Here is a 26341-nt window from a genome sequence, read left to right as displayed (position 1 = left end):
AACCAAATATTGCGCTTTTTGTTTGGTTGATTCGATGTGAGAATCCCCCTCATTGACACATTGGACTGAAGTCATGCAGATCAGGAACACGTCTCGCAGCTACGGCACTGCCGCCATTGTTCTCCATTGGCTGGTGGCCGTGACGGTCATTGGTCTGGCTATCCTCGGTCTGTGGATGACCGACCTCACCTATTACAGCCCTTATTACCGCAGCGCGCCGTTCTGGCACAAGAGCATCGGCGTTTCGCTGGCGCTGCTGATTGTGCTGCGTTTGCTCTGGCGCTGGGCAAACCCCAAGCCCGCGCATATTCCCGGTCACAAGCCCTGGGAGCTACGGCTCGCCAGTCTGGTTCACGGACTGCTATACCTGTTACTGATTGTGATCGTGCTCAGCGGCTATCTCATCTCTACCGCAAAAGGGCAGGGCATCGACGTGTTTGGCTGGTTTACGCTGCCCGCACTGATTACCGGCCTGCCAGAACAGGCGGACCGCGCCGGTCTGGTGCATTACTGGCTGGCCATCAGCGTATTGGTGTTAGCAGGCCTCCATGCACTGGGTGCTTTGAAACATCACTTTATCGACCGCGACAATACTTTGCGACGCATGCTTGGCTTGCGTCAGCATTCACCTGAGGAGCATTGATATGAAAAAAACATTCGTCGGCATCGCGCTGGGCGGCTTGATGGCATTAAGTGGCAGTTTGCAGGCTGCTGACTACGTTATCGACAAGGAAGGCCAGCACGCCTTCATCAATTTCAAGATCAGCCATCTGGGCTACAGCTGGCTGTATGGCCGTTTCAACGATTTTGACGGCACCTTCAGCTGGGACGCGGACAAGCCCGAAGCCAGTGAGGTGAATGTCACCATCAATACTACCAGCGTTGACTCCAATCACGCCGAGCGCGACAAGCACTTGCGCAGCGATGATTTCCTCAACGTCGACAAGCATCCGCAAGCCACCTTCAAATCCACCGCCGTGGAAATGACCGGTGATGACACCGCCAATATCACCGGCGATCTGACCCTGAATGGCGTGACCAAGCCCGTGGTGCTGGAAGCCAAGTTCATTGGCGAGGGTGATGACCCATGGGGCAATTACCGCGCTGGCTTCGAAGGCAGCACTACTCTGCGTTTGAAAGACTACGACATTTCCATGGACCTGGGGCCGGCGTCGGAGGAGGTGGAATTGATTTTGTCAGTGGAAGGTGTCCGGCAGTAAATTGGTAATGATGTGCATGAACGGCGAGCCTTGGCTCGCCGTTTTTGTTAGCGCGATCGGCTAAGCCGGGCTTTGGGCGTCGCGATAAGCGCTGGCTTCCGCGACCAACCAGTCCCTGAACGCCTGCAAAGTTGCCGACTCTGCTTTGCGCTCGGGAATCACCAGATGGTAGGCATGGTCACTGTCAAAGCTGTGCGGGCAGGGCGTGATCAGCCGTCCGCTGTCCAGTTCGTCGCGAATCAGGAAAGGCGGGATCAGGGCTACGCCCATGCCATGCACCGCGGCTTTGGCGAGCATGGAAAACAGTTCGAGTCGCGTACCGTTCAAATCGTGCGCAACGCGCATATCTACCGATGCAAACCATTGGCGCCAGGCGTATGGGCGGGTGGTCTGCTGTAGTAACGGCATCTGGCTGACCTGTTCTGCCGTCAGTGACAACTGTGGTGCGATCAGATCCGGGCTGCACACCGGCACCGGAGACTCCTTCATCAAAAAATGCGCCTCGGTACCAGACCAGTCACCATCGCCGAAATAGATCGCGGCATCGAATTCCGTGTCAGCAAACAGAAAGGGCCGAGTGCGGTTGGTCAGGTTGATCGATACATGTGGGTGGGCGTGAAGAAAGCCCTTGAGGCGCGGCAGCAGCCATTGGGTACTAAAGGTAGGAACTGCGGCCAGTTCCAGCGTTGCCGTGCCCTGGTTGCCCATTACCGACAAGGTGTCTCGCTCTACAGCGTCCAATCGGCTGCTGATGCGGCGGCTGTATGTTTCACCCGCCTCGGTCAGTTTGACACCGCGCCGAGTACGGCGGAACAGTTGTACATCCAGAAATTCTTCCAGATTGGCGATCTGTCGGCACACAGCGCTTTGCGTCAGGGCGAGTTCCTCTGCCGCTTTGGTAAAGCTTTCATGTCGGGCCGAAGATTCGAAACAGATAAGGGCCTGGGTAGGGGGAATCTTGCGGCGCATGTTGCCTCCTCTGGAGCAGTTTCAAGCGGTAAGCAGCAAGTTGGTCCGCGCAGTGCCAATACAGTGTGCTTGGCGCGAATGAGGGGTACTTGCAGCTTGACGCTTGTAACTTGCAGCTGTTTTACGGAGTTCCAAAATAGCACAGGTTGCTGAATAAAACGCGTTTGCTGTGTGCGCTAAAGGGGTCTAGTCTTATTGCCACTCGATAGCATCTCCACGATGCTTACCTCATATATCACTACGGAGTTCCCATGGCCGATTCCAAAGCTAGTTTTAACTGGATTGATCCACTGCTGCTTGATTCTCAGTTGACTGAAGAAGAGCGCATGGTGCGTGATTCTGCCGCGCAGTATTGCAACGCCAAGCTGATGCCGCGGGTGCTGGAATCGTTTCGCCATGAGAACACTGACGCGTCGATCTTCCGCGAAATGGGTGAGCTGGGTCTGCTGGGTGCGACTATTCCTGAGCAGTACGGCGGAAGCGGGCTGAATTACGTTTGCTACGGTCTGATCGCCCGTGAAGTAGAGCGCGTTGATTCCGGCTACCGTTCCATGATGAGTGTGCAGTCCTCACTGGTTATGGTGCCGATCAATGAATTCGGTAGTGAAGAGCAGAAACAGAAGTACTTGCCCAAGCTGGCCAGCGGCGAGCACATCGGCTGTTTTGGTCTGACCGAACCTGATCACGGTTCCGATCCGGGCTCGATGATTACCCGTGCACGTTCAGTGGACGGTGGTTATTCGCTCAAGGGCGCGAAAATGTGGATTACCAACAGTCCCATTGCCGACATCTTTGTCGTTTGGGCCAAGACTGATGACGGCGTGATTCGCGGCTTTATTCTGGAGAAGGGCTGGAAAGGTCTCAGTGCTCCGGCGATCAAGGGCAAGGTAGGTCTGCGTACCTCCATTACCGGCCAGATCGTGATGGAAGATGTGTTTGTGCCCGAAGAGAACATGCTGCCGAACGTCACCGGCCTGAAAGGTCCGTTCACTTGCCTGAACTCCGCGCGCTACGGTATTTCCTGGGGTGCTCTGGGTGCTGCAGAGTTCTGCTGGCACACCGCTCGCCAGTACACCCTGGATCGCAAGCAGTTTGGCCGTCCGCTGGCGCAGACCCAGCTGATTCAGAAGAAGCTGGCCGACATGCAGACCGAGATCACCATGGCGTTGCAGGGCTGCCTGCGTCTGGGTCGCATGAAGGATGAAGGAACTGCGGCGGTCGAAATTACCTCGATGATGAAGCGCAACTCCTGCGGCAAGTCGCTGGATATCGCTCGCGTTGCCCGTGACATGCTCGGCGGTAACGGTATTTCCGACGAGTACGGCGTCATCCGTCACGTGGTCAACCTGGAAGTGGTCAACACCTATGAAGGCACTCACGATGTGCATGCGCTGATTTTGGGTCGTGCGCAGACCGGCCTTCAGGCTTTCTTCTGAGGGTATAGGCAAACCGGGCCCAGGGCTCGGTTTGTCGTGGCTGATCTATTGGTTTTCAGGCGCTCTCCAGGGGCGCCTTGTTGTTTGCATTGGTTAGACTTTCCTCAATTCGCACGGCCAGCTTGCCTCTTCAGCAAGCTGGTTGTCTGGAGCTGCTGTTATGGGCGCACTGTCCGGTCTGAAAGTTCTTGATTTATCCCGTGTTCTCGCTGGCCCCTGGGCGGGGCAGATGCTGGCCGATCTAGGCGCTGACGTCGTCAAGATCGAGCGACCGGTGATGGGCGATGATACTCGTGCCTGGGGGCCGCCGTATCTCAAGGATACGCAGGGACGAGACACCTCGGAAGCGGCCTACTATCTGTCGGCCAACCGTAACAAGCGCTCACTGGCAATCGATTTCACCCAGCCGCAGGGGCAGCAGAGCTTGCGAGAGTTGGTAAAGCACGCGGATGTGCTGATCGAGAATTTCAAAGTTGGTGGTTTGGCAGCTTATGGGCTCGATTACGCCAGTCTGCAGGCGATCAATCCGCGGTTGATTTTCTGTTCTATCACCGGCTTTGGTCAGGATGGGCCTTATGCCCAGCGCGCTGGGTACGACTTCATGATCCAAGGTCTGGGTGGTTTGATGAGTGTTACCGGCCGCGCGGATGATGAGGCGGGGGCTGGGCCGGTCAAGGTTGGCGTGGCGTTGACGGACATTCTCACCGGGCTGTATGCCAGCAACGCGATTCTGGCTGCGCTGGCCGAACGGGAGCGCAGCGGGCAAGGCCAATACATCGATCTGGCGCTGTTGGATGTCCAGGTTGCCTGTCTTGCCAATCAGGGCCTCAATTACCTGACTACCGGCCAGTCTCCGCGGCGCATGGGCAATGCGCATCCGAATATCGTGCCTTATCAGGATTTTCCCACGGCCGATGGTGATTTCATTCTCACGGTGGGTAATGATGCGCAGTTTGCCAAGTTCTGCGGCGTCGCTGGCCACCCTGAGTGGGCTCTGGACGGTCGATTTGCCAGCAATGCCGCGCGGGTTGCGCACCGGGTCGAGTTGATTCCACTGATACGACAGGTCACGGTATTTCGTACCACTGCGCAATGGATTGCTGATCTGGAGCAGGCTGGTGTGCCCTGTGGTCCGATCAATAACCTGGAACAGGTGTTCGCTGATCCGCAGGTGCAGGCGCGTGGCTTGAAAATCAGGATGGAGCACCCTTTGTCCGGAGAGCTGGAGTTGGTCGCCAATCCGATTCGCCTGTCGCGAACGCCTGTCAGTTATCGCCTGCCACCACCCATGCTGGATCAGCATGGGTCGGAGGTCCTGCGTGAATGGCTGGTAGCCCAGTGATCCTGTCAGTAGTTGAGTTCAGAGGATTGCAGGGCGCCGCAGTCCGCCGAGACCCAGGTGGATTTCTCACTATGCTCAATATTCACCGGCTCGCCGGTGGCCACGTGCTGCAAATGTTCCGGTGCCTGCTCGGCGTCTAGCTGCATCACCCCCTGACCGGTGAAACGTGTGCGCATTTCTCGCGGGCTGACCATGGTCAGTTCGCCATGCATGTCGCCGTTAAAACCGTCGCTTCCGGTGCAATTGCCGACCACCCGCAGGCTGGACTCGCTGGCTTCCTCCGCTTGCAATGTGCATTCGGGCATGTCCTTGCGGGCGCTGTCGATCAGCTTCTCGGGGTTGGTGAGATTGCGCGCGTCCTCGGCACTGATGCACTCCATGCCCACACCTATCTCGGGTGGGTCGCCGAGCGCTTCACGCAACATCGACCGTTGCTCTTCCGGTAAGTCCTTGAACATATCGTCCTGGGCGGAGCGCAAGGCTGCCTGCAGATCCTTGCCGTTGATCAAGGTAGTCGCTTCGCTGCGCCATAAGCCGGGCTCCGGCTGTGGCGAGATGCTTTGCGCGTGCAGGCCGGTACTCCATAGACCGAGCAGCAGTAAAGTGAAGGCAGATCTTGATGCAATAGGCAGCGCCAAACCAGGCCGAGCCGCTTCTGACCGAGCCACGTCAGGCCGAGCCAGGTCAGGCCGAGCCGCGTCAGGCCGAAACATTCCATGCTTTACGTGCATCACTGGATGCTCCTTTATCGTCGTGTTTGTCTTTGCACGTCTTTCGGGGCTGCGTCGGTAGCATCCCGCCTGATAACTATAGCTGGTGATTTCCCTGTGTGTGGTGGCATGGCCTACGCAGGGTGCCGCTGGCCGTAAACTGTCTATACTTTAGCCGGAGCTATTTCTATCCATTGATTTTAACGGAGGTACGCTACATGCGCCGCATTGCCATATTCTTCGTCACTGCCTTACTGAGTACGCCATTGTTTGCCATGCATTGCCCTGCCGACATGGAGCGCATTGATGCCTTGCTTGAGAGCAATCCACCTGCGGATCCTGCGGTTCTGGAGCGCGTTCAGGAATTGCGCGCTGAGGGTGAAAGTCTGCACAAGGCGGGTAAACACAGCGAATCGGTAGAGGTGCTCGGCGAAGCGCTTACCTTGCTGGAAGAATAAGTTGCACTAGCGTCAACAGCAGGTTGTCTAATCCTGCAGTGGAGCCGCCTTGCTTTGGCGGCTCTTTTTGTTTTGGGCGCCAAAAAAATGTCTTATGCGGCCCTAAATAAATAAAGCGTCAATTTAGTATCATTCCGCGTTACAATTAATAATACTATAGTATTGTCTTGATACTAATAAGCCATCACGGATCGTCGTGCATGGCTCTTTGCTGTATTTGCGCGTTACAAAAGGAGTGACCGATTTGCTCAGTAACTTAGCAGGGAGGCGAGTTATTGCTTGCTGTTTCTCCTTGGGTTTGACTTTGGGCTCCAGTCTTGTCTGGGCTGATCAGGCTTATGTTGATCTGATAGAACGCGCTCGCCTTGGCGACCAGCAGCCTGCATTGGACTACCTGCGCCAACTCCCCTCGCTGACCCCGGTTCAGCAAACAGATCTTCTACTGATAGCCAGTTGGGCTGGTGAAGACGACGAAGTGTTGCGGCTCTATCAGTCCAATACCGCTTTCTATGCAAAAAATCCCGATACCGTAGCGGCAATGGCGCGTGCCCGGCGCAATCGCGGCGAGTGGGAAGAGGCGGTGAATGGCTTCCTGCTAGCCCGCTCTCTAGCGCCAGCTCGAGCCGATCTGCTGCAGGCGCAGTTGATGACCATGGCCGATATGGGCCAAACGCCGGCTGCGATCAAGCGTGCCCGGGTTTGGACTGAACAGGCTCCCAAACAGTTGGAAGCGCGCTTGGCACTGGGTTATGCATTGATGCATGACGGGCAGCAGCATGCGTCGTTGGCGGAGTATGACCGGGCGTGGAAATTGGCCCCCGGCCGGCGCGATGTGTTGCGCGAGTATCTGTTCGCGCTGCAGCGCGCGGGTCTGCCGGTGCTGGCTCTGGGCATTGCCGAGCAGCATCCTGAACTGCTCGGCGACGAGGAGCTCCGCATCATGCGCGCCGACGCTCTGGCTGAGCGCGTGCGCTTGGCCGACACCTCAACCCGTTCCGAATCAGAGCGCTTTGTGATTGCCGACCGGGCACTGGCTCAGGCTGACGCAATGATGCAAGAGTGGGAAGCCTTGCCCGAAGCTCAGGCCGAAGTCATTCGTGTGCGGGTTGACCGTATGGGCGCCTTGCATGCCCGAGTGGACATGCAAGGTGTTGTTGATGAGTACTATGCACTGAAAGACATGCAGGTCGCCCTGCCGCCATATGCGTTGCGCTGGGCCGCCAGTGCCATGCTCTATCTACGCCAGCCTGAACTGTCTGCCGAGCTGTACCGTGAAGTCATTGCTGCCAGCAATGACAAGGACCAGAGCTGGTTGAGTGATCACCAAAGCCTGTACTACGCATTGATTGAAAGCGAAGAGCTGGAAGAGGCTGATCGGCTCAGCAAGCAATTGGCCGAGGCGCAGCCTGAACGCATTTATCCTCTGGGCGTACCCGAGGGACGGCCGAACAATAAATGGCTCGACAGTCAGATTCTGGTCGCCAATAACGCTCTTTACCGTGACGACTTGCCGGCAGCTCAGCAGGCTTTTGATAGCTTGTCCGACGCTGCCCCAGGCAACGTCTCATTGCGCACCAGCCGCGCCAGCGTTTATGCCGCCCGAGGTTGGCCACGGCGCGCTGAAGAGCAGTTGAAGATTGCTGAGAACACTGCGCCCAGAACCGTAGACGTCGAAGCGGGCCAGGCCCTGAATGCCCTGACGCTGCAGGAATGGCGGCAAGCTGATGTGCTGGCCGACGACCTGGTTGAGCGCTTTCCGGAAAATCTTCGTGCTCAACGCGTAGACCGCTTGCGCGACGTTCATCACATGGCCGAGTTGCGGATTGCCGGGTATCGCGGCAAAAGCGATGAAGACAGCGTTTCTGGCGGCAGCGACTTTGGCCTGGAAACAGTAGTGTACAGCTCGCCATTCAAGGAAGACTGGCGGGTGTTCGCCGGCGGTGGTATCGGCCGCGGTGAGTTCGAAGAGGGTGATGCGGATCACGACTGGCTGCGTGCCGGTATCGAGCACCGCATACGCAACAACACCTTGGAGGCTGAATTCTCCAGTCACGAATTTGGCTTTGGCCGCCGCGCGGGCGCCAGGCTGTCGGGTGTCCACGATGCCAGTGATGTCTGGCAGTACGGCTGGTCAGCTGAACTGCTGTCGGCATCAACGCCACTTCGTGCTTTGAACAGCAACATCGACGCAGACAGCCTCACGGGCTACGCGCGCTGGCGTGAAAGCGAGCGGCGGGAAGTCAGCCTGACTGTCCTGCCGATGTCCTTCAGTGACGGTAACGACCGCTTGAGCCTGGTGCTAGACGGCAGTCAGCGGGTATTTACCGCCCCCCGCATGATCCTCGACGCGGGTTTGGAGTTATCCACCAGCCGCAACAGCCAGGGCGGCGAAGGCCCGTACTTCAACCCGGAGTCGGATGCCAGCGTGCTCTCTACGCTGAATCTGTCGCACATTCTGCATCGTCGCTACGAGACGGTCTGGAGTCAGGATCTGCAGTTCGGCCTGGGATATTACGATCAGCGCGACTTCGGTGGCGGCGGCATGGGTTTGCTCGGTTATGGGCAGCGTCTACGCATGAATGATGTGTTTGATAGTGGCTTCCTGCTGTCTGCCTTGAGCAGACCCTATGATGGGGATCGCGAGCAGGAATACCGGCTTGTCCTCGACGTCAACTTCCGATTCAAGGGACTGTGATGATAGTGCTCGGTCGAATTTTCCTGTTATTGACCCTGTTGTTCAGTGCCGCTTGTGCGCAACAGACGATACCTTTCACCGCCCCGCAGGATCGACCGGAAGCACTCGGGGAAGCTGAATGGCCAAAGAACCATGTTCTGGCGCTGGTCTACCACGATGTGCAGGATGCCAATCCGGACAACGCCTTCCTGTCAGTGCGCACCTTGAACATGCTCGACCAGCTTGCCTGGTTGCGCGAGAACGGCTATCAGGCCGTCTCTATCGATCAGATTCTTGAGGCTCGTCAAGGCGGCGCGGATCTCCCGGCAAAGGCTGTGTTGCTCAGCTTCGATGACGGCTTCAGCAGTTTCCGGGAGCGGGTGCTGCCGGTACTCAGAGCCTATCAGTGGCCCGCCGTGCTGGCACCGGTGGGTGCCTGGATGGATACGCCGGCCGATCAGGCGGTTGATTTTGGCGGTCTTGCCGTACCGCGTGAACGTTTCGCCACCCGCGCGGACATTCGCGAGATAGCCGACTCGGGATTGGTCGAAATTGCAGCTCATACCGATAACCTGCACTTCGGTACGCTGGCTAACGTGCAGGGCAACATGCTGCCTGCAGCGGCCAATCGCCAATATGATTCGGCCACCGGTCAGTACGAAACAGTCGAGGCCTATAAGACCCGGTTGAATACCGATGTTCAGCGGATCAGTCAGAAATTACGTGAGGTCACCGGGCGCAGCCCGCGGGTCTGGGTATGGCCGTATGGCGCTGCCAGTGGCATGGCGCTGGAAGTGATAGACAAGAACGGCTACCAGATGGCGATGACGTTGGAAGGTGGTTTGGCGACGGTGCAGAACCTTCGTGATACCGGGCGTTATTTGATCGGGGAAGATCCCAGCACCCAAAGCTTCGCTGCGGCCGTCAGCGGTATGCAGAATACCGCGGCAAAGCGGATTGCTCATGTGGATCTGGATTACGTTTATGATCCCGACCCGGTGCAGATGGAGGCTAACCTGGGCGTGTTGATTCAGCGTATCGCCGATCTGCGCATCAATACCGTATTTCTGCAGGCTTACGCTGATCCCACCGGCGACGGCACGGTCAAGGAGCTGTACTTCCCCAACCGTCACTTGCCTATGCGTGCTGACTTGTTTAATCGCGCTGCCTGGCAGTTGCGTACCCGGGCGGGCGTTGATGTCTTTGCTTGGATGCCGGTCTTGAGTTTTGACCTGGATCCGGCGCTGCCTAGGGTGACCGCGATTGACGCTGCCGGCGGTAGTGAGGCGGCAGTGAACCCGGTGCAGTACCAGCGGCTTTCACCATTCGATCCCAGGGTGCGCAAACAGGTAGGCGAGATATATGAAGACCTCGCCGCAAGTGCAAGTTTTCAGGGCCTGCTGTTCCATGATGATGCGCTGCTTTCGGATTTTGAAGATGCCGGTAGTGCCGCACGGGAGGCCTATGCGGCAGTAGGTTTGCATTCGGATTTGAATGCGTTGCGGTCTGATCCGGAGCAAATGGCTGCCTGGACGCGTTTCAAGAGCCAGTACCTGATCGATTTCACGCTGGAGCTGGCGGATAAGGTCAAGGCCATTCGCGGGCCGCAGGTGAAGACGGCCCGGAACATATTTGCCATGCCGATCCTCGAGCCGGAAAGCGAGGCCTGGTTCGCGCAGAACATGCATGACTTCCTCAACAACTATGACTGGACCGCCATCATGGCGATGCCTTTGATGGAAGGGGTCAGCAAAGCAGATTCCGACGCCTGGCTGTCGCGTCTGGTGCTACAGGTCAAGCAGTACCCTGATGCGATGAACAAAACCATCTTTGAATTGCAGGCCCGCGATTGGCGCGTGGGTAAGGAAGGTCCGATCGATAGCGAGCTGCTGGTCAGATGGATGCATCGTCTGCAATGGGAGGGAGTACGTCACTTCGGCTACTACCCGGATGATTTCCATACTGATAATCCGCGCCTTGAGCTGATACGCCCTGCATTGTCCAATGCGTGGAGTACCCAGCGATGAAAGAACGGATCATTGCCATTCTGGTGTTAGTGCTGGTGTTGCTGGGCCCTTTGGCCCTGGCCCTGGCCATCACCGGCACATTGCTGCTTAACTTCGTGTTTTTCTACCCGCTGCTGATGTCTGCATTGTGGATAGCCGGGGGGCTGTTCTTCTGGTTGAACTGGGAGCGCAAGTGGCCTTGGTCGCGCGATGGTGACGTGCCTGCTCCCGAGTTAGTGGGCAATCCGCTGGTATCCATCCTGATACCCTGCTTCAACGAAGGCCCGCGCGTGGCGGAAACCGTTGGGGCGGCGCTAGCGCAGCGCTATGAGAACATCGAAGTGGTCGCGATCAACGACGGCTCCAGCGATGACACAGGTGAATTGCTGGATCAGCTTGCCGAGCAAAATCCCCATTTGCGCGTGGTGCATCTGGCCAAGAATCAGGGCAAGGCCGTCGCTTTGCGTATGGGTGCACTGGCTGCGCGCAGCGAATATCTCGTCTGTATTGACGGCGATGCTCTGCTAGCCGAAGACGCCGTTGCCTATCTGGTCGCGCCACTGATTGAGAATCCGCGTGTGGGCGCAGTGACCGGTAACCCCCGGATTCGTACGCGCTCCACGTTGATCGGGCGTATTCAAGTCGGCGAGTTTTCCTCGATTATCGGTTTGATCAAGCGTACGCAGCGAGTGTATGGCCGGGTGTTCACGGTCTCGGGTGTGGTCGCGGCGTTCCGCCGCAGTGCATTGGACCGGGTCGAGTATTGGAGCCCGGACATGATCACCGAAGATATCGACATCAGCTGGAAGTTGCAGCTCGATCACTGGTCGATTTTCTATGAGCCGCGGGCACTGTGCTGGATCCTTATGCCGGAAACGCTACGCGGTTTGTGGAAGCAGCGCTTGCGCTGGTCACGCGGCGGCGCCGAGGTGTTGCGCAAGAATATCGCCAGTATCTGGCAATGGCGTTTCCGCTATATGTGGCCGTTGCTGATCGAATTCTGTCTCTCGGCGGTATGGGCTTTCACCTTCGCCATCACCGTTGTGCTGTGGGCACTGGGCTTGTTTTTCGTGCTACCCGAGAGCCTGCAAGTGGTGCGCATCATACCGCCAGGGTTCACCGGTCTGGTGTTGGCCTCTGTCTGCCTGATGCAATTCAGCCTTAGCCTGTTCATTGAGCGTCGCTATGAGGAGAAGCTCGGGCGCACGCTGTTCTGGGTTATCTGGTACCCGCTGGTGTTCTGGACCATCACGTTGTTCACCACCCTAGCGAGCTTTCCAAGAGTCATGCTCAGGCCGCGGCAGGAACGCGCGCGCTGGATTAGCCCGGACCGCGGTATTGCGAGGAGCGAAAAATGAATCTGATACATACGCCGCGGCACTGGTTGCCCCGCCTGGTTGATATCATCCTGACGGTTATTGCCTGGGTGGTGTTCATCTGGTTGATGTACAACGGCATTATCGACTTGATCGACGATCAAAAGCAGGGACCGCGAATCGAGATGGGTACACAGCTCCTATCGGGGCTGGACAGCTTGCTGTTGTATCTGGTCCTGAGTCTGTTGGTGGCTTGTATCCTCAGTATCTGGGCGACTTATCGCAGAAAGCAGGCAGCCGGTTTCGAGCGCCGTAAGCGCGTGCCAATTATGAGTGATGCAACCCTTTCGAGCAGTTTCGGGGTGGACCCGCGCTTGACCAAGCTGCTCCAGGAGCAGCAGGTGCTGACCGTCCATAATGATGAAGACGGGCACTTGTTATCGGTGGAGATGCCGGACCTGAACAAGCACTATGCCGCTCGCAAGCAGCAGGCAAAGCCGGAGTTGGTAGGCGAACGCACCTGATGCAATAGTAAAGGTGCGCCAGCCGAATCGACATCCGATTGGGCCGGCTGCTGGAGAACTGGAAGATAAAAAAACGGGCCATTCAAGGCCCGTTTTTTTTGCAGCTAGATTGGCTTAACGGCCAAACAGTGCAGGTTTTTCACGCTGTGGTCGATTGCCAGCTGGCTTTCGCGGGCTATCAGTACGCGGCGTGCTTGGCGCAGCCTTGTTGCCGTGAGCCTGATGCCGGCGCTCTTCACTCACGCTGTCCTGTGGCTCGCTATTGGGGCGAGCAGCACGCGGTGGCTGGTTGCTGCGTGGGCGATCACTACGCGGCTTGTCGCTGCGTGGCTTTTCCGAGCGCGGTTTGTCGCTACGGCCTTGGCCACGACCGGCACCTGCACCATTACCGGCGGGGCGTTGGCCTCGGCCGGCACTGGGCGCACCGCGCGCACGTTCGGGACGATCACTGTTCAGTTCGCCCTGCGCCGGTGGCTCAAAGCCTTCCAGCGTGCCTTCGTCAATCTGCTGCTTGGTCATGCGTTCGATGGCCTTGAGCAGTTTCTCTTCGTCCGGGCTGACCAGCGACACGGCGCCGCCGCTGCGACCGGCACGACCGGTACGGCCGATGCGGTGCACGTAGTCTTCGGAAACATTGGGAAGCTCAAAGTTGACCACGTGTGGCAACTGATCGATATCCAGACCGCGTGCGGCGATATCGGTAGCGACCAGAATACGCAGCTTGTTGGCCTTGAAGTCGGCCAAGGCTTTGGTGCGAGCGCTCTGGCTCTTGTTGCCGTGAATCGCTGCAGCGGGCAGGCCGTTCTTGTCCAGGTACTCGGCGAGGCGGTTGGCGCCATGCTTGGTACGCGTAAAGACCAGTACCTGCTCCCACGCGCCCATGGTGATCAAGTGAGCAACCAGCGCGCGTTTGTGGCCGGCAGGGACACGATAAACCGTCTGTGAAATGCGTTCGACCGTGGTGTTAGGCGGGGTAACCTGAATCCGCGCCGGATTGTCCAGCAGCTTGTTGGCCAGCTCGGTGATCTCTTTCGAGAAAGTTGCCGAGAACAGCAGGCTCTGACGCTGACTGGGTAGCTTGGCGATGACTTTCTTGACGTCATGCACAAAGCCCATGTCGAGCATGCGGTCAGCTTCGTCGAGTACCAGGATTTCTACTTTGGACAGATCCACGGCGCGTTGGCCGACCAGATCCAGCAGGCGACCGGGGCAGGCAACCAGCACATCCAGGCCGGGAGCAATGGCTTTCATCTGTGGGTTAGCGCCCACACCGCCGAAAATGCAGGCGGTTTTCATTGGCAGCTCGCCGCCGTAAGTCACAAAGCTTTCATGCACCTGAGCAGCCAGTTCGCGCGTGGGTGTCAGTACCAGTACGCGAACCTGTTTCGGCGCGCGACGGTGGGTAGAATCGGGGTGTCCGCCAGGGAACAGCTTTTCGATGATCGGCAGAGCAAAGCCTGCGGTCTTGCCGGTACCGGTTTGAGCGGCGACCATCAGGTCGCGACCTTCAAGTACGGCGGGGATGGCTTGGGCCTGGACGGGAGTAGGAGAGGTATAACCAGTGGCAGCAACGGCGCGCACGAGCACGTCGGAGAGACCGAGAGTAGCAAAGGACATTCAGATAACCCTGTGATGGCCGTTGCGAACAGGGGTTGTCCGTGCGGCCGATAATGAAGAGCGCGGAGTATAACAGAAAGCGCGCTACAGCGCAGTGCGGTCTGCCCGGCGGTTAGGGGGTTGCCAGGCTCAAGAAACCGTCATCGGACTGAAGGCCGTATTCCTGAAGGATTTCGTGGTACTGCTTGGTTTTCTTGAACTCCCGTAATGCCCGGGAAAACTGCTCACTGGGGTCCTGCCATTTTTCCGCACGATGAAACGCCAGATAAAAATCGCTGCTACTCAGTGGTTGCCGATGGAAACTGATCTGATTTTCGATGCCTAGCGTGCGACTGGTGTAAATGCCGACCGGGCGACTCATCGCCACCAGATCGACACGGCCGCGCAGAAGTTTTTGGAAATTGGCTTCGAAGCTGGGCGCGGGCTCGCGGAAGAAGGCGTCTGAACCGATGAATTCGGGATTGTTGTATAGGTAGCCAGGGGATACGCCAATCACCAAGCCGTTTAGGTCGCCGAGATCATTGAAGGCGAAAGGACGCCGCAGATCATGGAACAGCACGGTTTCGTGGCTGGATAACGGCTCGCCAGTGAACAGATATGTGTCCTGGTGATCCTCGTGCGGAGCTATGTCCAGAATCGCATCGGCAGTCCCGGTCGCTACATCGTGCAGTACCCGTCGCCAGGGCATCAGTTGCCAGGTTACCTGGTAGCCAAGCTGGTTGAGCACCTGCTCGGTAATGTCTTTGTCGGCCCCTTTTATCTCGCCGTCTTCTGCGTAAATAAAGGGTGGCCAATCCTCACTGACAATATGCACTGATCCGGCTTGCACGTTCATGCAAGCCATCAGCCAGAGCAGTATCGTCAGAGAGAACAGCTTCATACGGTCGTTTTGCACTCATGCCTGATGGAACGCTTGAACCGTATTACTTGCCGTGCAGATTGCGCCATACGGCCAGGCTCGGTTCTGCCTGGTTCAGAGTATAAAAATGCAGGCTTGGCGCGCCGCCGTCAATCAGACGTTGGCATAATTCGGTAATTACTTGTGTACCAAATGCGGCGATGCTTTCGCTATCGTCGCCGTAGGACTCAAGCTGCTTGCGAATCCAGCGCGGAATTTCAGCGCCGCAGGCGTCAGAAAAGCGCGCCAGCTTGCTGTAATTGGTGATCGGCATGATGCCCGGCACAATCGGAATGTCCACCCCGGCCTTGCGCACCCGATCGACAAAGTAGAAATAGCAGTCGGCGGTAAAAAAGTACTGGGTGATGGCGCTATCTGCACCGGATTTTGCCTTGCGAATGAAGTTCTCCAGATCCGCTTCAAAATGCCGGGCCTGGGGATGGGCTTCGGGGTAGGCGGCCACTTCGATATGAAAGTGATCACCGGTCTCGGCACGGATAAATTCGACCAGCTCGTTGGCGTAGCGCAGTTCACCAGAGGCTTGGCCCATGCCGGAGGGCAGGTCGCCACGTAGTGCGACGATACGCTTGATGCCTGATTCGCGGTACAAGGTCAGCAGGCTGCGCAGATCTTCCTTGCTGTCGCCAACACAGGACAGATGCGGGGCGGTAGGCACCTGCACTTCCTGATCCAGTTGTAATACGGTCTTCAACGTGCCGTCACGGGTAGACCCGCCAGCGCCATAGGTGACCGAAAAAAATTCGGGGTTTTCTGCTGCCAGCGCCTTGCCGGTAGCAATCAATTTTTCGTGTCCGGCTTCGGTTTTGGTGGGAAAGAACTCAAAACTCACCGGTTTCTTTGTTTCTATACTCATGCTCTGTCTCACGCGAGCTTCAGGCCAGGGCATCAGACTTCGTGTGAAGTTTGATGCCCTGGCCTGTCGCTGATTTTAGTAGCGGTAGTCTTCCGGCTTGAACGGACCGTCGACGCTGACGCCGATATAGTCGGCCTGCTTGCTGGTCAGCTTGGTGATCACGCCACCAAAGCCCTTGACCATTTCCAATGCGACTTCTTCGTCGAGCTTCTTCGGCAGTACTTCAACACGCAGCAGCTCGGCTTTCTTCTCGGCTGACAGCTTGGCATAGCCCTGACCGAACAGATGGATCTGCGCCAGTACCTGGTTAGCAAAGGAGCCATCCATGATGCGGCTGGGGTGGCCGGTGGCGTTACCCAGGTTAACCAGGCGGCCTTCGGCCAGCAGGATCAGATAGTCGTCATTGCTGGCGTCGAAGTTGTCCTTGCCGGTGCGGTGCAGCTTGTGAACCTGCGGTTTGACTTCTTCCCAGTGCCAGTTGGCGCGGGTGTAAGCGGTATCGATCTCGTTGTCGAAGTGTCCGATGTTGCAGACGATCGCGCGCTTCTTCAATGCCTTGAGCATATTGGCGTCGCAGACGTTGACGTTACCGGTGGTGGTCACCAGCAGGTCGATGCGGCCGAGTACGTTGGTGTTGATGCACTCGGCAGTGCCGTCGTTGATGCCGTCTTTGAACGGTGAGACCAGCTCAAAGCCGTCCATGCAGGCCTGCATGGCGCAGATCGGATCGACTTCACTGACTTTGACGATCATGCCTTCCTGGCGCAGTGACTGCGCTGAACCCTTGCCCACGTCGCCGTAGCCGATAACCAGTGCCTGCTTGCCGGACAACAGGTGGTCGGTGGCGCGCTTGATGGCGTCGTTGAGGCTGTGACGGCAACCGTATTTGTTGTCGTTCTTGCTCTTGGTCACGGAATCGTTAACGTTGATTGCCGGTACCTTGAGCGTGCCTTTTTTCAGCATGTCGAGCAGGCGATGCACGCCAGTGGTGGTTTCTTCGGTTACGCCGTGCACGTTGTCGAGAATCGCCGGGTATTTGTTGTGCAGGATTTCGGTCAGGTCACCGCCGTCATCCAATACCATGTTGGCTTCCCAGGGCTGGCCATCCTTGAGGATGGTCTGCTCGATGCACCATTCGTACTCTTCTTCGGTTTCGCCTTTCCAGGCAAAGACCGGAACGCCGGCGGCAGCGATGGCAGCTGCGGCGTGATCCTGGGTGGAGAAGATATTGCACGAGGACCAGCGCACTTCAGCACCCAGAGAGACCAGTGTTTCGATCAATACGGCGGTCTGGATGGTCATGTGGATACAGCCAAGAATCTTGGCTCCCTTGAGTGGCTGCTCGGCGTTGTACTTGTTGCGCATGGCCATCAGCGCGGGCATTTCCGATTCGGCGATGATGATTTCACGGCGACCGTAGTCGGCCAGGCTGATATCGGCAACCTTGTAGTCAGTAAAGTTCTTGTCTTTCATTACAGCACTCATGCGATTACTCCATTCGTAGTTAGCGAATGGGCGCGGTTGTTTCTTTAACGACAACGCTCGAGCCTGACGACCTCTTTTGCCTTTTGCTGGCATCGTGCCCACGTGGAGGCTCGGGTTCGGACACGCCGTGAATACGTCCCTGTAGGCTCATCGATGGCATCCTTGCCATCGACGGTCCGACCCCGAGCCTCCCCGGAAGCACTTGGTGCTGGCAGAAAAGCTGCTGGTCGCTGCAGCGCCCCTCGAGCGGGGTCAAAATCGATAGGTCAGGCACATGCTGAAACAGCGCGTACTTGGCCGGCTTAACGGGAGCCGTGATACTGTCCCCCGCTTTTTGTCTCACCTCGGGAAGAAACCATGCAGCCAGTCCCCACCCTGAAAATTTTGTCTTGCCTGTCTTTGTCGCTATTGCTGGCGGCCTGTGGCAATCAGCAAGCCGACCCGGATTCGCCCGAAGGCCAGCGCCAGGCCGTGTTCCAGCAATTTCTGCAGCACAGCGAACCCATGGGCGGCATGCTCGCAGGACGTCTGGCCTTTGATGGCGAAGCTTTCGCCGGCCATGCAGAGCAGTTGGCCGGATTGGCCGACGCCCCCTGGAAGCATTTTTCTGAACCTGACCAGAACAATCCTCAGCCCAATGCTGCGCTGCCCGAAGTCTGGTCCGACGCCGACGGCTTCGCCGAGCGCATCGGTCAGTATCAGACCGCCGTAACGGACCTGAACCTCATTGCTGCCAAGGGCGTCGACAGTCCCGAGCAGGTCGCTAGTGCTATGCAGGCGGTACAGCAGGCCTGCAAAGCATGCCATGACGGCTATCGCCGTTAGTCTTCAGTGTTAAAGGCTGGCGCGTAACAGCTCGGCCTTGTCGGTCTTTTCCCAGGGGAATGCGGTAAAGGTATCGCCTTTGACCGTCATCTCCACCGGCGTGCGTCCAAAGTGGCCGTAGGCAGCGGTGGCGCGATACATCGGGTGCAGCAGGTCGAGCATGCGCGTGATGGCATAGGGGCGCAGGTCAAAGTGCTCGCGGACCAGTTTGACTATCTTGTCGTCGCTGATCTTGCCAGTGCCAAAGGTGTTGATCGATACGGAAGTAGGTTGCGCCACACCGATAGCGTAGGACACCTGAATCTCACAACGCTCGGCCAGGCCGGCGGCGACGATGTTCTTGGCCACATAGCGCCCGGCGTAGGCTGCACTGCGATCGACCTTGGACGGATCCTTCCCGGAGAAGGCACCGCCACCGTGACGAGCCATGCCGCCGTAGGTGTCGACGATGATCTTGCGGCCGGTCAGACCGCAGTCGCCCACTGGGCCGCCGATAACGAAGTTGCCGGTCGGGTTGATGTGGTACTGGGTGTCGGCATGCAGCAGCTCGGCCGGGATCACGCTCTTAACGATCTCTTCCATCACAGCTTCGCGCAGATCTTTCAGGCTGATGTCCGGGTTGTGCTGGGTGGACAGCACGATGGCGTCGATACCCACGACCTTGCCGTTATCGTAGCGGCAGGTTACCTGGGATTTCGCATCCGGGCGCAGCCAGTTGAGCGTGCCGTCCTTGCGAACTTCAGACTGACGTTCCACCAGGCGGTGGGCAAAGGTCACCGGCGCCGGCATCAGTACATCGGTCTCATTGCTGGCGTAGCCGAACATCAGGCCTTGGTCACCAGCGCCCTGGTCTTCCGGCTTCTGACGGTCGACGCCCTGGGCGATGTCCGGTGACTGCTTGCCGATGATGTTGATCACACCGCAGGTATCGCCGTCGTAGCCGACGTCGGAGGAGGTGTAGCCGACGTCCTTAATTACATTGCGTACCAGGTCTTCCAGGTCAACCCAGGCGCTGGTGGTGATTTCACCGCCAACGATGGCGACACCGGTCTTGACCATGGTTTCGCAGGCAACGCGGGCAAATTTGTCTTCGCTGATGATCGCGTCGAGTACGGCATCGGAGATCTGATCGGCAAGTTTGTCCGGATGGCCTTCGGAGACGGATTCGGAGGTAAAAATGGAGTAATCGCTCATGCTGCGGTCCCTTCTGTTGGGAAAACGTGTTCAATAAGTGGTTTGCTGAACTGCTGAAGCTGAATCTGAAAGCCATTACGCAGGCCGATATACAAACTGTTGCCGGGCACTAGTCCGGCTTCGCCGGCCCAATAGCTCAGGTCAAGTTGGTCAAAACCGAGCCACAAGTCGCCACAGGTTTCGCGTACCCAGCTCTGGTTGTGACTGCATAGCTCGGTGAGAATCAGGCTGCCGCCGGGTTTGATCAGACCGGCAAAACGCTTCAACGCTTCTGCTGGGGCGGGCATATGGTGCAGCACCATATTGCATACCAGGCAATCGGCCGGCGCTAACGGCAGCGGCTGCAGCGCATCGGCAAGCAGGCATTCGACATTGTTCAGGCCGGCGTCGGCACATTGCTGGCGGGCGCGGTCGAGCATCGAGGGCGCGTTATCCAGCCCCACGACTTTTTCAAAGCGGCTGGCCAGGTCGGGTAGAAAGCCGCCTTCGCCGGGGCCGATTTCCAGCGCCAGGGCATTGGCCGGCAGGTTCAGGCTATCAATCAGGCCGAGCAGCGGTTCGCGGTACAGGCCAAAGTGGGCAATCAGATCCTGCTGGGCTGGGGTGCCATCGGTAAAGCGAGCGAAAAACTGCCGTGACAGGTCGGCGCGCTGGCTGTGCACTTCGGCTATCGCCTCGGCCAGTGCCGTTTCCAGTGGCAGCGCATCTATACCGCCCAACAGTTGGCTGTGCACGCCGAACCAGGGCTGGTTGGTATCAGGCAGGCTGCGGCGATAGAAGATCGAATTGCCTTCGCGCCGGGTGCTGACCAGTCCGGCATTGGCCAGCACCTTCAGGTGGTGGCTCATGCCGGACTGGCGCATGGCGAAAATTCTTGCCAGCTCCAGTACGCCGAAGGAGTCATTGCGCAGCACCCGCAGAATATCCAGGCGTAAAACGTCGCCCGTGGCCTTGCAGAAGGTGGCGAGCTGTTCGGTGGCGCTGGAGGCGGGCGGCGCTATGTGCGCTATCTGATTCATGCAGGCAGTGTAGGTGGGTAAGGGGAGGCCTGCAAGATCTATATCAAAATTAATTGATATAGATTGGCGCGGTCGACGTGCGTGTGCATTTTCAGGCGCGGGTGGACCCGGTGCGGGTTTCTCGGGGTTTTCATTGCCCATGGACGCTGTTTGCGCGAAAATGCCCGGCCTTGTTATTGGACTGCGGCCCGAAACGGCGCCCGGTTCATCTGTCTTGTCAGCCACAGGAGTTACCCATGCCCAGCCGTCGTGACCGTGCCAATGCCATCCGTGCCCTCAGCATGGATGCCGTGCAGAAAGCCAATAGCGGCCATCCCGGCGCGCCCATGGGCATGGCGGATATCGCCGAGGTGCTCTGGCGTGACTATATGAAGCACAACCCGGTTAATCCGAACTGGGCTGATCGTGATCGTTTTGTCCTCTCGAACGGGCACGGCTCGATGTTGATCTATTCGCTGCTGCACCTGACCGGCTATGACCTGTCGATCGATGAGTTGAAGAACTTCCGTCAGCTGCACAGCAAAACTCCAGGGCATCCCGAATTTGGCTACACCCCGGGCGTCGAGACCACCACCGGCCCGCTGGGCCAGGGTCTGGCCAATGCGGTTGGCTTTGCACTGGCGGAAAAGATCATGGCCGCGCAGTTCAATAAGCCCGGGCATGACATTGTTGATCACCACACCTACGTGTTCATGGGCGATGGCTGCCTGATGGAAGGTATTTCCCACGAGGTCTGTTCACTGGCGGGCACTCTGGGTCTGAGCAAGCTGATCGGCTTTTATGATGACAACGGCATCTCCATTGACGGCGAAGTGCATGGCTGGTTTACCGATGACACGCCCAAGCGTTTCGAGTCCTATGGTTGGCAGGTGATTCGCAACGTCAATGGTCACGATTCTGACGAGATCAAGACTGCAATCGAGACCGCACGCAAGAGCGATAAGCCGACACTGATCTGCTGCAAGACCATCATCGGTTTTGGTTCGCCGAACAAGCAGGGCAAGGAAGACAGTCACGGCGCCGCGCTGGGCGATGCGGAAATTGCCCTGACACGGGAAAAGCTCGGCTGGAATCACGCGCCTTTCGAGATTCCCCAGGATATTTATGCCGAGTGGGATGCGCGTCAGGCAGGTGGCAAAGCTGAAGCCGCCTGGGATGAGCGCTTTGCTGCTTATCAGGCTGCCTTCCCGGATCTGGCCAGCGAGTTCAAGCGGCGCATGGCCGGCGAACTGCCTGCCGATTTTTCCGAGAAGGCCTCGGCCTTTATCCGCGATGTGGCGGACAAGGGCGAAACCATTGCCAGCCGCAAGGCCAGCCAGAACTGTCTGCATGCCTTTGGTCCCTTGCTGCCGGAGCTGCTTGGCGGCTCCGCCGATCTGGCCGGTTCCAACCTGACCCTGTGGAATGGCTGCAAGCCGGTGACCCAGGAAGACGCCTCCGGCAACTACATGTATTACGGCGTGCGCGAGTTCGGCATGAGCGCGATCATGAACGGCGTGGCGTTGCATGGCGGTCTGATTCCCTACGGCGCGACCTTCCTGATGTTTATGGAATACGCGCGTAACGCGGTACGCATGTCCGCTTTGATGAAAGTGCGGGTGCTCTATGTATTTACTCACGACTCTATCGGTCTGGGTGAGGACGGCCCCACGCACCAACCGGTCGAGCAGCTGTCCAGCTTGCGCAGTACGCCGAACCTGGATACCTGGCGCCCGGCAGACACGGTCGAGTCGGCTGTTGCGTGGAAGTACGCAGTAGAACGCAAGGATGGCCCCAGCGCGCTGATCTTCTCGCGGCAGAACCTGCCTTATCAGATTCGCGACACTGAAACCGAAACGGCGATTGCCCGCGGCGGCTATGTGCTGAAAAACTGCGCCGGCGAGCCGCAGCTGATTCTGATCGCGACCGGTTCCGAAGTGGGCTTGGCGATGCAGGCCTGCGAGAAACTCACCGAGCAAGGCTACCGTGTACGGGTAGTGTCCATGCCGTGCACCAGCGTATTCGACCAGCAGGATGCCGAATACAAGCAGGCCGTTCTGCCGCTGGAAGTCGGTGCGCGGATCGCCATCGAAGCTGCGCATGGCGACTTCTGGTACAAGTATGTAGGCCTGGATGGCCGCGTGATCGGCATGAACACCTTCGGCGAGTCGGCGCCCGCGCCGGCATTGTTTGAAGAGTTCGGCTTCACTGTCGACAACATTCTGGCTGCGGCCGAAGAGCTGTTGGAAGACTAATTTAGCGACAAGCGGCAAGCAGCCTGGTGTAGCTTGTCGCTTTACCTTGTAGCTTGAAGCCTAACGGAGTTGCTTGAATGCCTTCCCCCGGTCCTTACCGCATTGCGCTCAACGGCTACGGCCGTATTGGCCGTTGCGTGCTGCGCGCGCTGCATGAACGCGCCGGGGCTGGTATTCAGGGCGCCGGCATGCAGATAGTCGCGCTGAACGATCTGGCCGACCAGGCCAGCATCGAATACCTGACCCGATTCGATTCCACCCACGGGCGTTTTCCCGGAGAGGTCAGGGTTGAGGGTGATTGTCTGATGATTGATGGTCAGCCGGTACAGGTACTCAGCCAGCCGCAACCCGAGACGATCGACTGGAAAGCGCTGAATATCGACCTGCTGCTGGAGTGCTCCGGGCAGTACACCTCGCGTGAGGAAGCTTCGCGTTTTACTCACGCGGGCGTGCCCCGGGTGCTGTTTTCTCAACCGATGGCCAATGAGTCTGCGGTGGACGCCACTGTGGTATTTGGCGCCAACCACCAGCAGCTCGATCCCCAGGCGCGCTTGGTTTCCAATGCGTCCTGCACGACCAATTGCAGCGTACCGCTACTCAAGCTGCTAAATGAACAGATCGGCCTGGAATATGTCTCAATTACCACGATCCATTCGGCAATGAATGATCAACCGGTGATTGACGCCTATCATCATACGGATCTGCGCCGCACGCGGTCGGCCTTCCAGTCGATGATCCCGGTATCCACCGGTTTGGCGCGAGGTATAGAAAGGCTTTTGCCGGAGCTGGCGGGGCGGGTTCAAGCCAAGGCGATCCGTGTGCCCACCCTGAACGTGTCGGCATTGGATATAACCTTGCAGACCCAGCGCGACACCAGTGCCGAAGAAATCAACCGCCTGCTGCAGGCGGCGTCCCAGGGCACTTTCAAGGGACTGGTGGATTACACTGAATTGCCGCACGCCAGCTGTGATTTTAATCACGATCCGCATTCAGCGGTGGTGGATGGCAGCCAGACTCGGGTATCCGGACCGCGCATGGTGAATTTGCTGGTCTGGTTCGATAACGAGTGGGGTTTTGCCAATCGTATGCTGGATGTTGCCGACTACTGGCTACAGATCGCCAGCCGGGACTGAAGAACTCACGATCTGAGTGCGTTTGTTACGCCCTCAGCGCTGAAACAAAATTGATTGGTTTTACTAGGAGCAGGGCATGAGCGTATTGACCATGAACGAGTTGGAGCTGAAGAACCAGCGCGTCTTGATCCGCGAGGATCTGAATGTACCCGTCAAGGATGGCAAGGTTAAGAGCGATGCGCGCATTCTTGCTGCCCTGCCCACCATCAAGCTGGCCCTGGAAAAGGGTGCGGCAGTGATGATCTGTTCGCATCTCGGCCGGCCGGAAGAGGGCGTATTCAGCGACGAAGACAGCCTGGCGCCGGTAGCCGCCTATCTGTCCAAGGCTTTGGGTCGTGATGTGCCGCTGGTGAAAGATTATCTGGCGGGCGTCGAAGTGCAGCCCGGTGAGCTGGTGCTGCTGGAAAATGTGCGCTTCAACAAGGGCGAGAAGAAAAATACCGATGAGTTGGCGCAGCAGTACGCGGCGCTTTGTGATGTGTTTGTGATGGATGCCTTCGGTACTGCGCACCGAGCCCAGGGTTCTACCCATGGGGTTGCGAAATTCGCCAAGGTCGCCTGTGCCGGCCCGCTGCTGGCCGCCGAGCTGGATGCGCTGGCCAAGGCACTGCTCAAGCCGACGCGGCCGATGACCGCCATCGTCGCTGGCTCCAAGGTGTCTACCAAATTGGATGTGCTTAACGCATTGTCTGAAAAATGCGATCAACTGATTGTCGGTGGCGGTATCGCCAACACCTTCCTCGCCGCGGCGGGCTATCCGGTGGGTAAATCCTTGTATGAGGCTGATCTGCTGGAAACGGCGCGTGCGATCGCCGATAAGGTCAGCGTGCCTTTGCCTATCGATGTTGTGGTAGCCAGCGAGTTCGCCGAGAGCGCCAAGGCGACCGTCAAGCTGGTAGCCGAAGTAACGGCGGATGACATGATTCTGGATATCGGGCCGCAAACCGCCGCGCATTTCGCCGAGCTGCTCAAGTCCGCCGGCACCATTTTGTGGAATGGGCCCGTGGGTGTGTTTGAGTTCGACCAGTTCGGCAATGGCACCAAGGCGCTGGCGCTGGCGATTGCCGATAGCCCGGCGTTCTCGATCGCCGGTGGCGGTGACACCCTGGCGGCTATCGACAAATATGGCGTGGCCGAACAGATTTCCTATATTTCTACTGGCGGCGGTGCTTTTCTGGAATTTGTCGAAGGCAAGGTGCTGCCTGCAGTCGCAGTGCTGGAAGAGCGCAAGTCCGGCCAATAACTTGCAGCCTGCCGCCCGCTGCGGCAGGCTGAAACACGGTTTTATTAATGATTACTGGAGAATATCAAATGGCTCTTATCAGCATGCGTCAGATGCTCGATCACGCTGCCGAATTCGGTTACGGCGTACCCGCGTTCAACGTCAACAATCTGGAACAGATGCGCGCCATCATGGAAGCGGCTGACAAGACCGATTCGCCTGTTATCGTTCAGGCCTCGGCAGGTGCGCGCAAGTACGCTGGCGCACCCTTCCTGCGGCACCTGATTCTGGCCGCGATTGAAGAGTTTCCGCATATTCCGGTGTGCATGCACCAGGACCATGGCACCAGCCCTGCGGTATGCCAGCGCTCGATTCAGCTGGGCTTTTCCTCGGTGATGATGGATGGCTCGCTGGGCGAAGACGGCAAGACCCCCACCGAATACGATTACAACGTTGACGTCACCCGTCGTACCGTGGAAATGGCTCATGCCTGCGGTGTGTCGGTTGAGGGTGAGTTGGGTTGCCTGGGCAGCCTGGAAACCGGCCAGGCCGGCGAGGAAGACGGCATCGGCGCAGAAGGCACTCTGGATCACAGCCAGATGCTGACCGACCCTGAAGAAGCCGCCGACTTTGTCAAAAAGACCCATGTGGACGCCTTGGCCATCGCCATCGGCACCAGCCACGGTGCCTACAAGTTCACCAAGCCGCCAACGGGCGATATTCTGGCCATTGACCGCATCAAGGCGATCCACGCACGCATCCCCAATACCCATCTGGTGATGCATGGCTCCTCCTCGGTACCCCAGGAGTGGCTGGCGATCATCAACGAGTACGGTGGTGACATCAAGGAAACCTACGGCGTGCCCGTGGAAGAAATCGTTGAAGGCATCAAGTTCGGCGTGCGCAAGGTGAATATCGACACCGATCTGCGTCTGGCCTCGACCGGTGCAATGCGCCGCCATATGGCTAAATACCCCAGCGAATTTGATCCGCGCAAGTTCTTCGGTGAAACCGTCAAAGCCATGCGCGATGTCTGTATCGCTCGCTATGAAGCCTTTGGCACCGCTGGCCATGCCTCGAAGATCAAGCCGGTTAACCTGGAAGCGATGTTCGCTCGTTACGCCAGCGGCGAACTGGACCCCAAGATCAACTAAGTAGGAGAGGGGGAGTTCTCCCCCTTATCCG

The 26341-nt window shown here is 58.0% G+C and carries 21 protein-coding genes, 1 pseudogene and 1 riboswitch; of the genes and pseudogenes, 14 read left to right on the top strand and 8 right to left on the bottom strand.

All coding sequences use genetic code 11. From position 1 onward, the window contains the following. The first annotated feature begins 73 nt into the window (after positions 1-73). A complete protein-coding gene (locus tag DT594_RS10295; RefSeq protein ID WP_149332573.1) occupies positions 74-643 on the top strand; it encodes a cytochrome b in 570 nt (189 codons plus the stop codon). Position 644: 1 nt separating this feature from the next. Then, on the top strand, positions 645-1220 hold the full coding sequence (locus DT594_RS10290) for a YceI family protein (RefSeq protein ID WP_149332572.1): 576 nt from the start codon (positions 645-647) through the stop codon (positions 1218-1220). Positions 1221-1280: 60 nt separating this feature from the next. Here the strand turns inward: DT594_RS10290 and DT594_RS10285 are convergent, their stop codons facing one another. Then, entirely contained in the window at positions 1281-2189 is a 909-nt protein-coding gene (locus DT594_RS10285) for a LysR family transcriptional regulator (RefSeq protein ID WP_149332571.1), read from the bottom strand. A 251-nt stretch (positions 2190-2440) separates the two neighbouring features. Between DT594_RS10285 and DT594_RS10280 the strand changes: the two genes are divergently transcribed. Further along, positions 2441-3625: an acyl-CoA dehydrogenase gene (locus DT594_RS10280; RefSeq protein ID WP_096347023.1), complete on the top strand. Its 1185-nt coding sequence runs from the start codon at positions 2441-2443 to the stop codon at positions 3623-3625. Positions 3626-3785: 160 nt separating this feature from the next. Beyond that, positions 3786-4967, top strand: a complete 1182-nt coding sequence (locus tag DT594_RS10275) for a CaiB/BaiF CoA transferase family protein (RefSeq protein WP_149332570.1) — start codon at positions 3786-3788, stop codon at positions 4965-4967. A gap of 5 nt (positions 4968-4972) precedes the next feature. On the opposite strand, the gene DT594_RS10270 is transcribed toward DT594_RS10275, so the two are convergent. Beyond that, on the bottom strand, positions 4973-5698 hold the full coding sequence (locus DT594_RS10270) for a DUF3617 domain-containing protein (RefSeq protein ID WP_149332569.1): 726 nt from the start codon (positions 5696-5698) through the stop codon (positions 4973-4975). A gap of 197 nt (positions 5699-5895) precedes the next feature. Here DT594_RS10270 and DT594_RS10265 point away from each other — a divergent pair, with 197 nt between their 5' ends. The 5 genes from DT594_RS10265 to pgaD all read left to right on the top strand — a co-directional run bounded on the left by DT594_RS10265 (position 5896) and on the right by pgaD (position 12655). Then, complete coding sequence (locus tag DT594_RS10265; protein WP_149332568.1) at positions 5896-6135, top strand: hypothetical protein; 240 nt, start codon at positions 5896-5898, stop codon at positions 6133-6135. A gap of 292 nt (positions 6136-6427) precedes the next feature. Then, entirely contained in the window at positions 6428-8830 is a 2403-nt protein-coding gene (gene pgaA, locus DT594_RS10260; protein ID WP_178091498.1) for a poly-beta-1,6 N-acetyl-D-glucosamine export porin PgaA, read from the top strand. Beyond that, positions 8830-10836: a poly-beta-1,6-N-acetyl-D-glucosamine N-deacetylase PgaB gene (gene pgaB / locus DT594_RS10255; RefSeq protein ID WP_149332566.1), complete on the top strand. Its 2007-nt coding sequence runs from the start codon at positions 8830-8832 to the stop codon at positions 10834-10836. The genes pgaA and pgaB overlap by 1 nt, the downstream gene beginning before the upstream one ends. Then, entirely contained in the window at positions 10833-12173 is a 1341-nt protein-coding gene (gene pgaC / locus DT594_RS10250; protein WP_149332565.1) for a poly-beta-1,6-N-acetyl-D-glucosamine synthase, read from the top strand. Before pgaB ends, pgaC begins: the two co-directional genes overlap by 4 nt. Then, positions 12170-12655: a poly-beta-1,6-N-acetyl-D-glucosamine biosynthesis protein PgaD gene (pgaD, locus tag DT594_RS10245; protein ID WP_096347030.1), complete on the top strand. Its 486-nt coding sequence runs from the start codon at positions 12170-12172 to the stop codon at positions 12653-12655. Before pgaC ends, pgaD begins: the two co-directional genes overlap by 4 nt. A gap of 159 nt (positions 12656-12814) precedes the next feature. On the opposite strand, the pseudogene DT594_RS10240 reads toward pgaD, so the two are convergent. The 4 genes and pseudogenes from DT594_RS10240 to ahcY form a co-directional block, all read right to left on the bottom strand. Then, a pseudogene (locus DT594_RS10240) lies at positions 12815-14272 on the bottom strand (DEAD/DEAH box helicase); the annotation flags it as partial. Positions 14273-14384: 112 nt separating this feature from the next. Beyond that, on the bottom strand, positions 14385-15152 hold the full coding sequence (locus tag DT594_RS10235; RefSeq protein WP_149332564.1) for a substrate-binding periplasmic protein: 768 nt from the start codon (positions 15150-15152) through the stop codon (positions 14385-14387). Between the two features lie 43 nt (positions 15153-15195). Then, a complete protein-coding gene (metF, locus tag DT594_RS10230) occupies positions 15196-16044 on the bottom strand; it encodes a methylenetetrahydrofolate reductase [NAD(P)H] (RefSeq protein WP_096347032.1) in 849 nt (282 codons plus the stop codon). Between the two features lie 75 nt (positions 16045-16119). Next, positions 16120-17529: an adenosylhomocysteinase gene (gene ahcY / locus DT594_RS10225; RefSeq protein ID WP_149332563.1), complete on the bottom strand. Its 1410-nt coding sequence runs from the start codon at positions 17527-17529 to the stop codon at positions 16120-16122. A gap of 21 nt (positions 17530-17550) precedes the next feature. Further along, positions 17551-17779, bottom strand: a riboswitch (S-adenosyl-L-homocysteine riboswitch). A gap of 107 nt (positions 17780-17886) precedes the next feature. On the opposite strand from ahcY, the gene DT594_RS10220 reads away from it, so the two are divergent. Then, on the top strand, positions 17887-18354 hold the full coding sequence (locus DT594_RS10220; protein WP_149332562.1) for a c-type cytochrome: 468 nt from the start codon (positions 17887-17889) through the stop codon (positions 18352-18354). Between the two features lie 9 nt (positions 18355-18363). Here DT594_RS10220 and metK read toward each other — a convergent pair whose 3' ends face one another. Then, positions 18364-19548 (bottom strand): methionine adenosyltransferase, encoded by a 1185-nt coding sequence (metK, locus tag DT594_RS10215; protein WP_149332561.1) that lies wholly within the window; start codon positions 19546-19548, stop codon positions 18364-18366. After that, positions 19545-20567, bottom strand: a complete 1023-nt coding sequence (locus DT594_RS10210) for an ArsR/SmtB family transcription factor (protein ID WP_149332560.1) — start codon at positions 20565-20567, stop codon at positions 19545-19547. Before DT594_RS10210 ends, metK begins: the two co-directional genes overlap by 4 nt. Positions 20568-20803: 236 nt before the next feature. On the opposite strand from DT594_RS10210, the gene tkt reads away from it, so the two are divergent. The 4 genes from tkt (at position 20804) to fba (ending at position 26310) form a co-directional block, all read left to right on the top strand. Continuing rightward, complete coding sequence (gene tkt, locus DT594_RS10205) at positions 20804-22801, top strand: transketolase (RefSeq protein ID WP_149332559.1); 1998 nt, start codon at positions 20804-20806, stop codon at positions 22799-22801. A gap of 77 nt (positions 22802-22878) precedes the next feature. Beyond that, positions 22879-23934 (top strand): erythrose-4-phosphate dehydrogenase, encoded by a 1056-nt coding sequence (gene epd / locus DT594_RS10200; protein WP_149332558.1) that lies wholly within the window; start codon positions 22879-22881, stop codon positions 23932-23934. A gap of 76 nt (positions 23935-24010) precedes the next feature. Next, positions 24011-25177, top strand: coding sequence for a phosphoglycerate kinase (locus DT594_RS10195; RefSeq protein WP_149332557.1), 1167 nt, complete (start codon positions 24011-24013; stop codon positions 25175-25177). Between the two features lie 68 nt (positions 25178-25245). Next, positions 25246-26310 (top strand): class II fructose-bisphosphate aldolase, encoded by a 1065-nt coding sequence (fba, locus tag DT594_RS10190; protein ID WP_149332556.1) that lies wholly within the window; start codon positions 25246-25248, stop codon positions 26308-26310. The last annotated feature ends 31 nt before the right edge of the window (positions 26311-26341 follow it).

It is taken from the genome of Halopseudomonas laoshanensis (assembly GCF_008365385.1).
Lineage (GTDB): Bacteria > Pseudomonadota > Gammaproteobacteria > Pseudomonadales > Pseudomonadaceae > Halopseudomonas > Halopseudomonas laoshanensis.
This window is presented reverse-complemented; position numbering and strand designations above follow the sequence as displayed.

Bases quoted from the DNA above. Each gene is read 5' to 3' on its own strand.
- DT594_RS10270 (WP_149332569.1), bottom strand. From the start codon at position 5,698: ATGCACGTAAAGCATGGAATGTTTCGGCCTGACGCGGCTCGGCCTGAC.
- DT594_RS10265 (WP_149332568.1), top strand. From the start codon at position 5,896: ATGCGCCGCATTGCCATATTCTTCGTCACTGCCTTACTGAGTACGCCA.
- metF (WP_096347032.1), bottom strand. From the start codon at position 16,044: ATGAGTATAGAAACAAAGAAACCGGTGAGTTTTGAGTTCTTTCCCACC.
- DT594_RS10285 (WP_149332571.1), bottom strand. From the start codon at position 2,189: ATGCGCCGCAAGATTCCCCCTACCCAGGCCCTTATCTGTTTCGAATCT.
- pgaB (WP_149332566.1), top strand. From the start codon at position 8,830: ATGATAGTGCTCGGTCGAATTTTCCTGTTATTGACCCTGTTGTTCAGT.
- DT594_RS10235 (WP_149332564.1), bottom strand. From the start codon at position 15,152: ATGAAGCTGTTCTCTCTGACGATACTGCTCTGGCTGATGGCTTGCATG.
- DT594_RS10275 (WP_149332570.1), top strand. From the start codon at position 3,786: ATGGGCGCACTGTCCGGTCTGAAAGTTCTTGATTTATCCCGTGTTCTC.
- tkt (WP_149332559.1), top strand. From the start codon at position 20,804: ATGCCCAGCCGTCGTGACCGTGCCAATGCCATCCGTGCCCTCAGCATG.
- DT594_RS10195 (WP_149332557.1), top strand. From the start codon at position 24,011: ATGAGCGTATTGACCATGAACGAGTTGGAGCTGAAGAACCAGCGCGTC.
- ahcY (WP_149332563.1), bottom strand. From the start codon at position 17,529: ATGAGTGCTGTAATGAAAGACAAGAACTTTACTGACTACAAGGTTGCC.
- DT594_RS10290 (WP_149332572.1), top strand. From the start codon at position 645: ATGAAAAAAACATTCGTCGGCATCGCGCTGGGCGGCTTGATGGCATTA.
- pgaC (WP_149332565.1), top strand. From the start codon at position 10,833: ATGAAAGAACGGATCATTGCCATTCTGGTGTTAGTGCTGGTGTTGCTG.
- fba (WP_149332556.1), top strand. From the start codon at position 25,246: ATGGCTCTTATCAGCATGCGTCAGATGCTCGATCACGCTGCCGAATTC.
- pgaD (WP_096347030.1), top strand. From the start codon at position 12,170: ATGAATCTGATACATACGCCGCGGCACTGGTTGCCCCGCCTGGTTGAT.
- DT594_RS10220 (WP_149332562.1), top strand. From the start codon at position 17,887: ATGCAGCCAGTCCCCACCCTGAAAATTTTGTCTTGCCTGTCTTTGTCG.
- DT594_RS10210 (WP_149332560.1), bottom strand. From the start codon at position 20,567: ATGAATCAGATAGCGCACATAGCGCCGCCCGCCTCCAGCGCCACCGAA.
- metK (WP_149332561.1), bottom strand. From the start codon at position 19,548: ATGAGCGATTACTCCATTTTTACCTCCGAATCCGTCTCCGAAGGCCAT.
- DT594_RS10295 (WP_149332573.1), top strand. From the start codon at position 74: ATGCAGATCAGGAACACGTCTCGCAGCTACGGCACTGCCGCCATTGTT.
- DT594_RS10280 (WP_096347023.1), top strand. From the start codon at position 2,441: ATGGCCGATTCCAAAGCTAGTTTTAACTGGATTGATCCACTGCTGCTT.
- epd (WP_149332558.1), top strand. From the start codon at position 22,879: ATGCCTTCCCCCGGTCCTTACCGCATTGCGCTCAACGGCTACGGCCGT.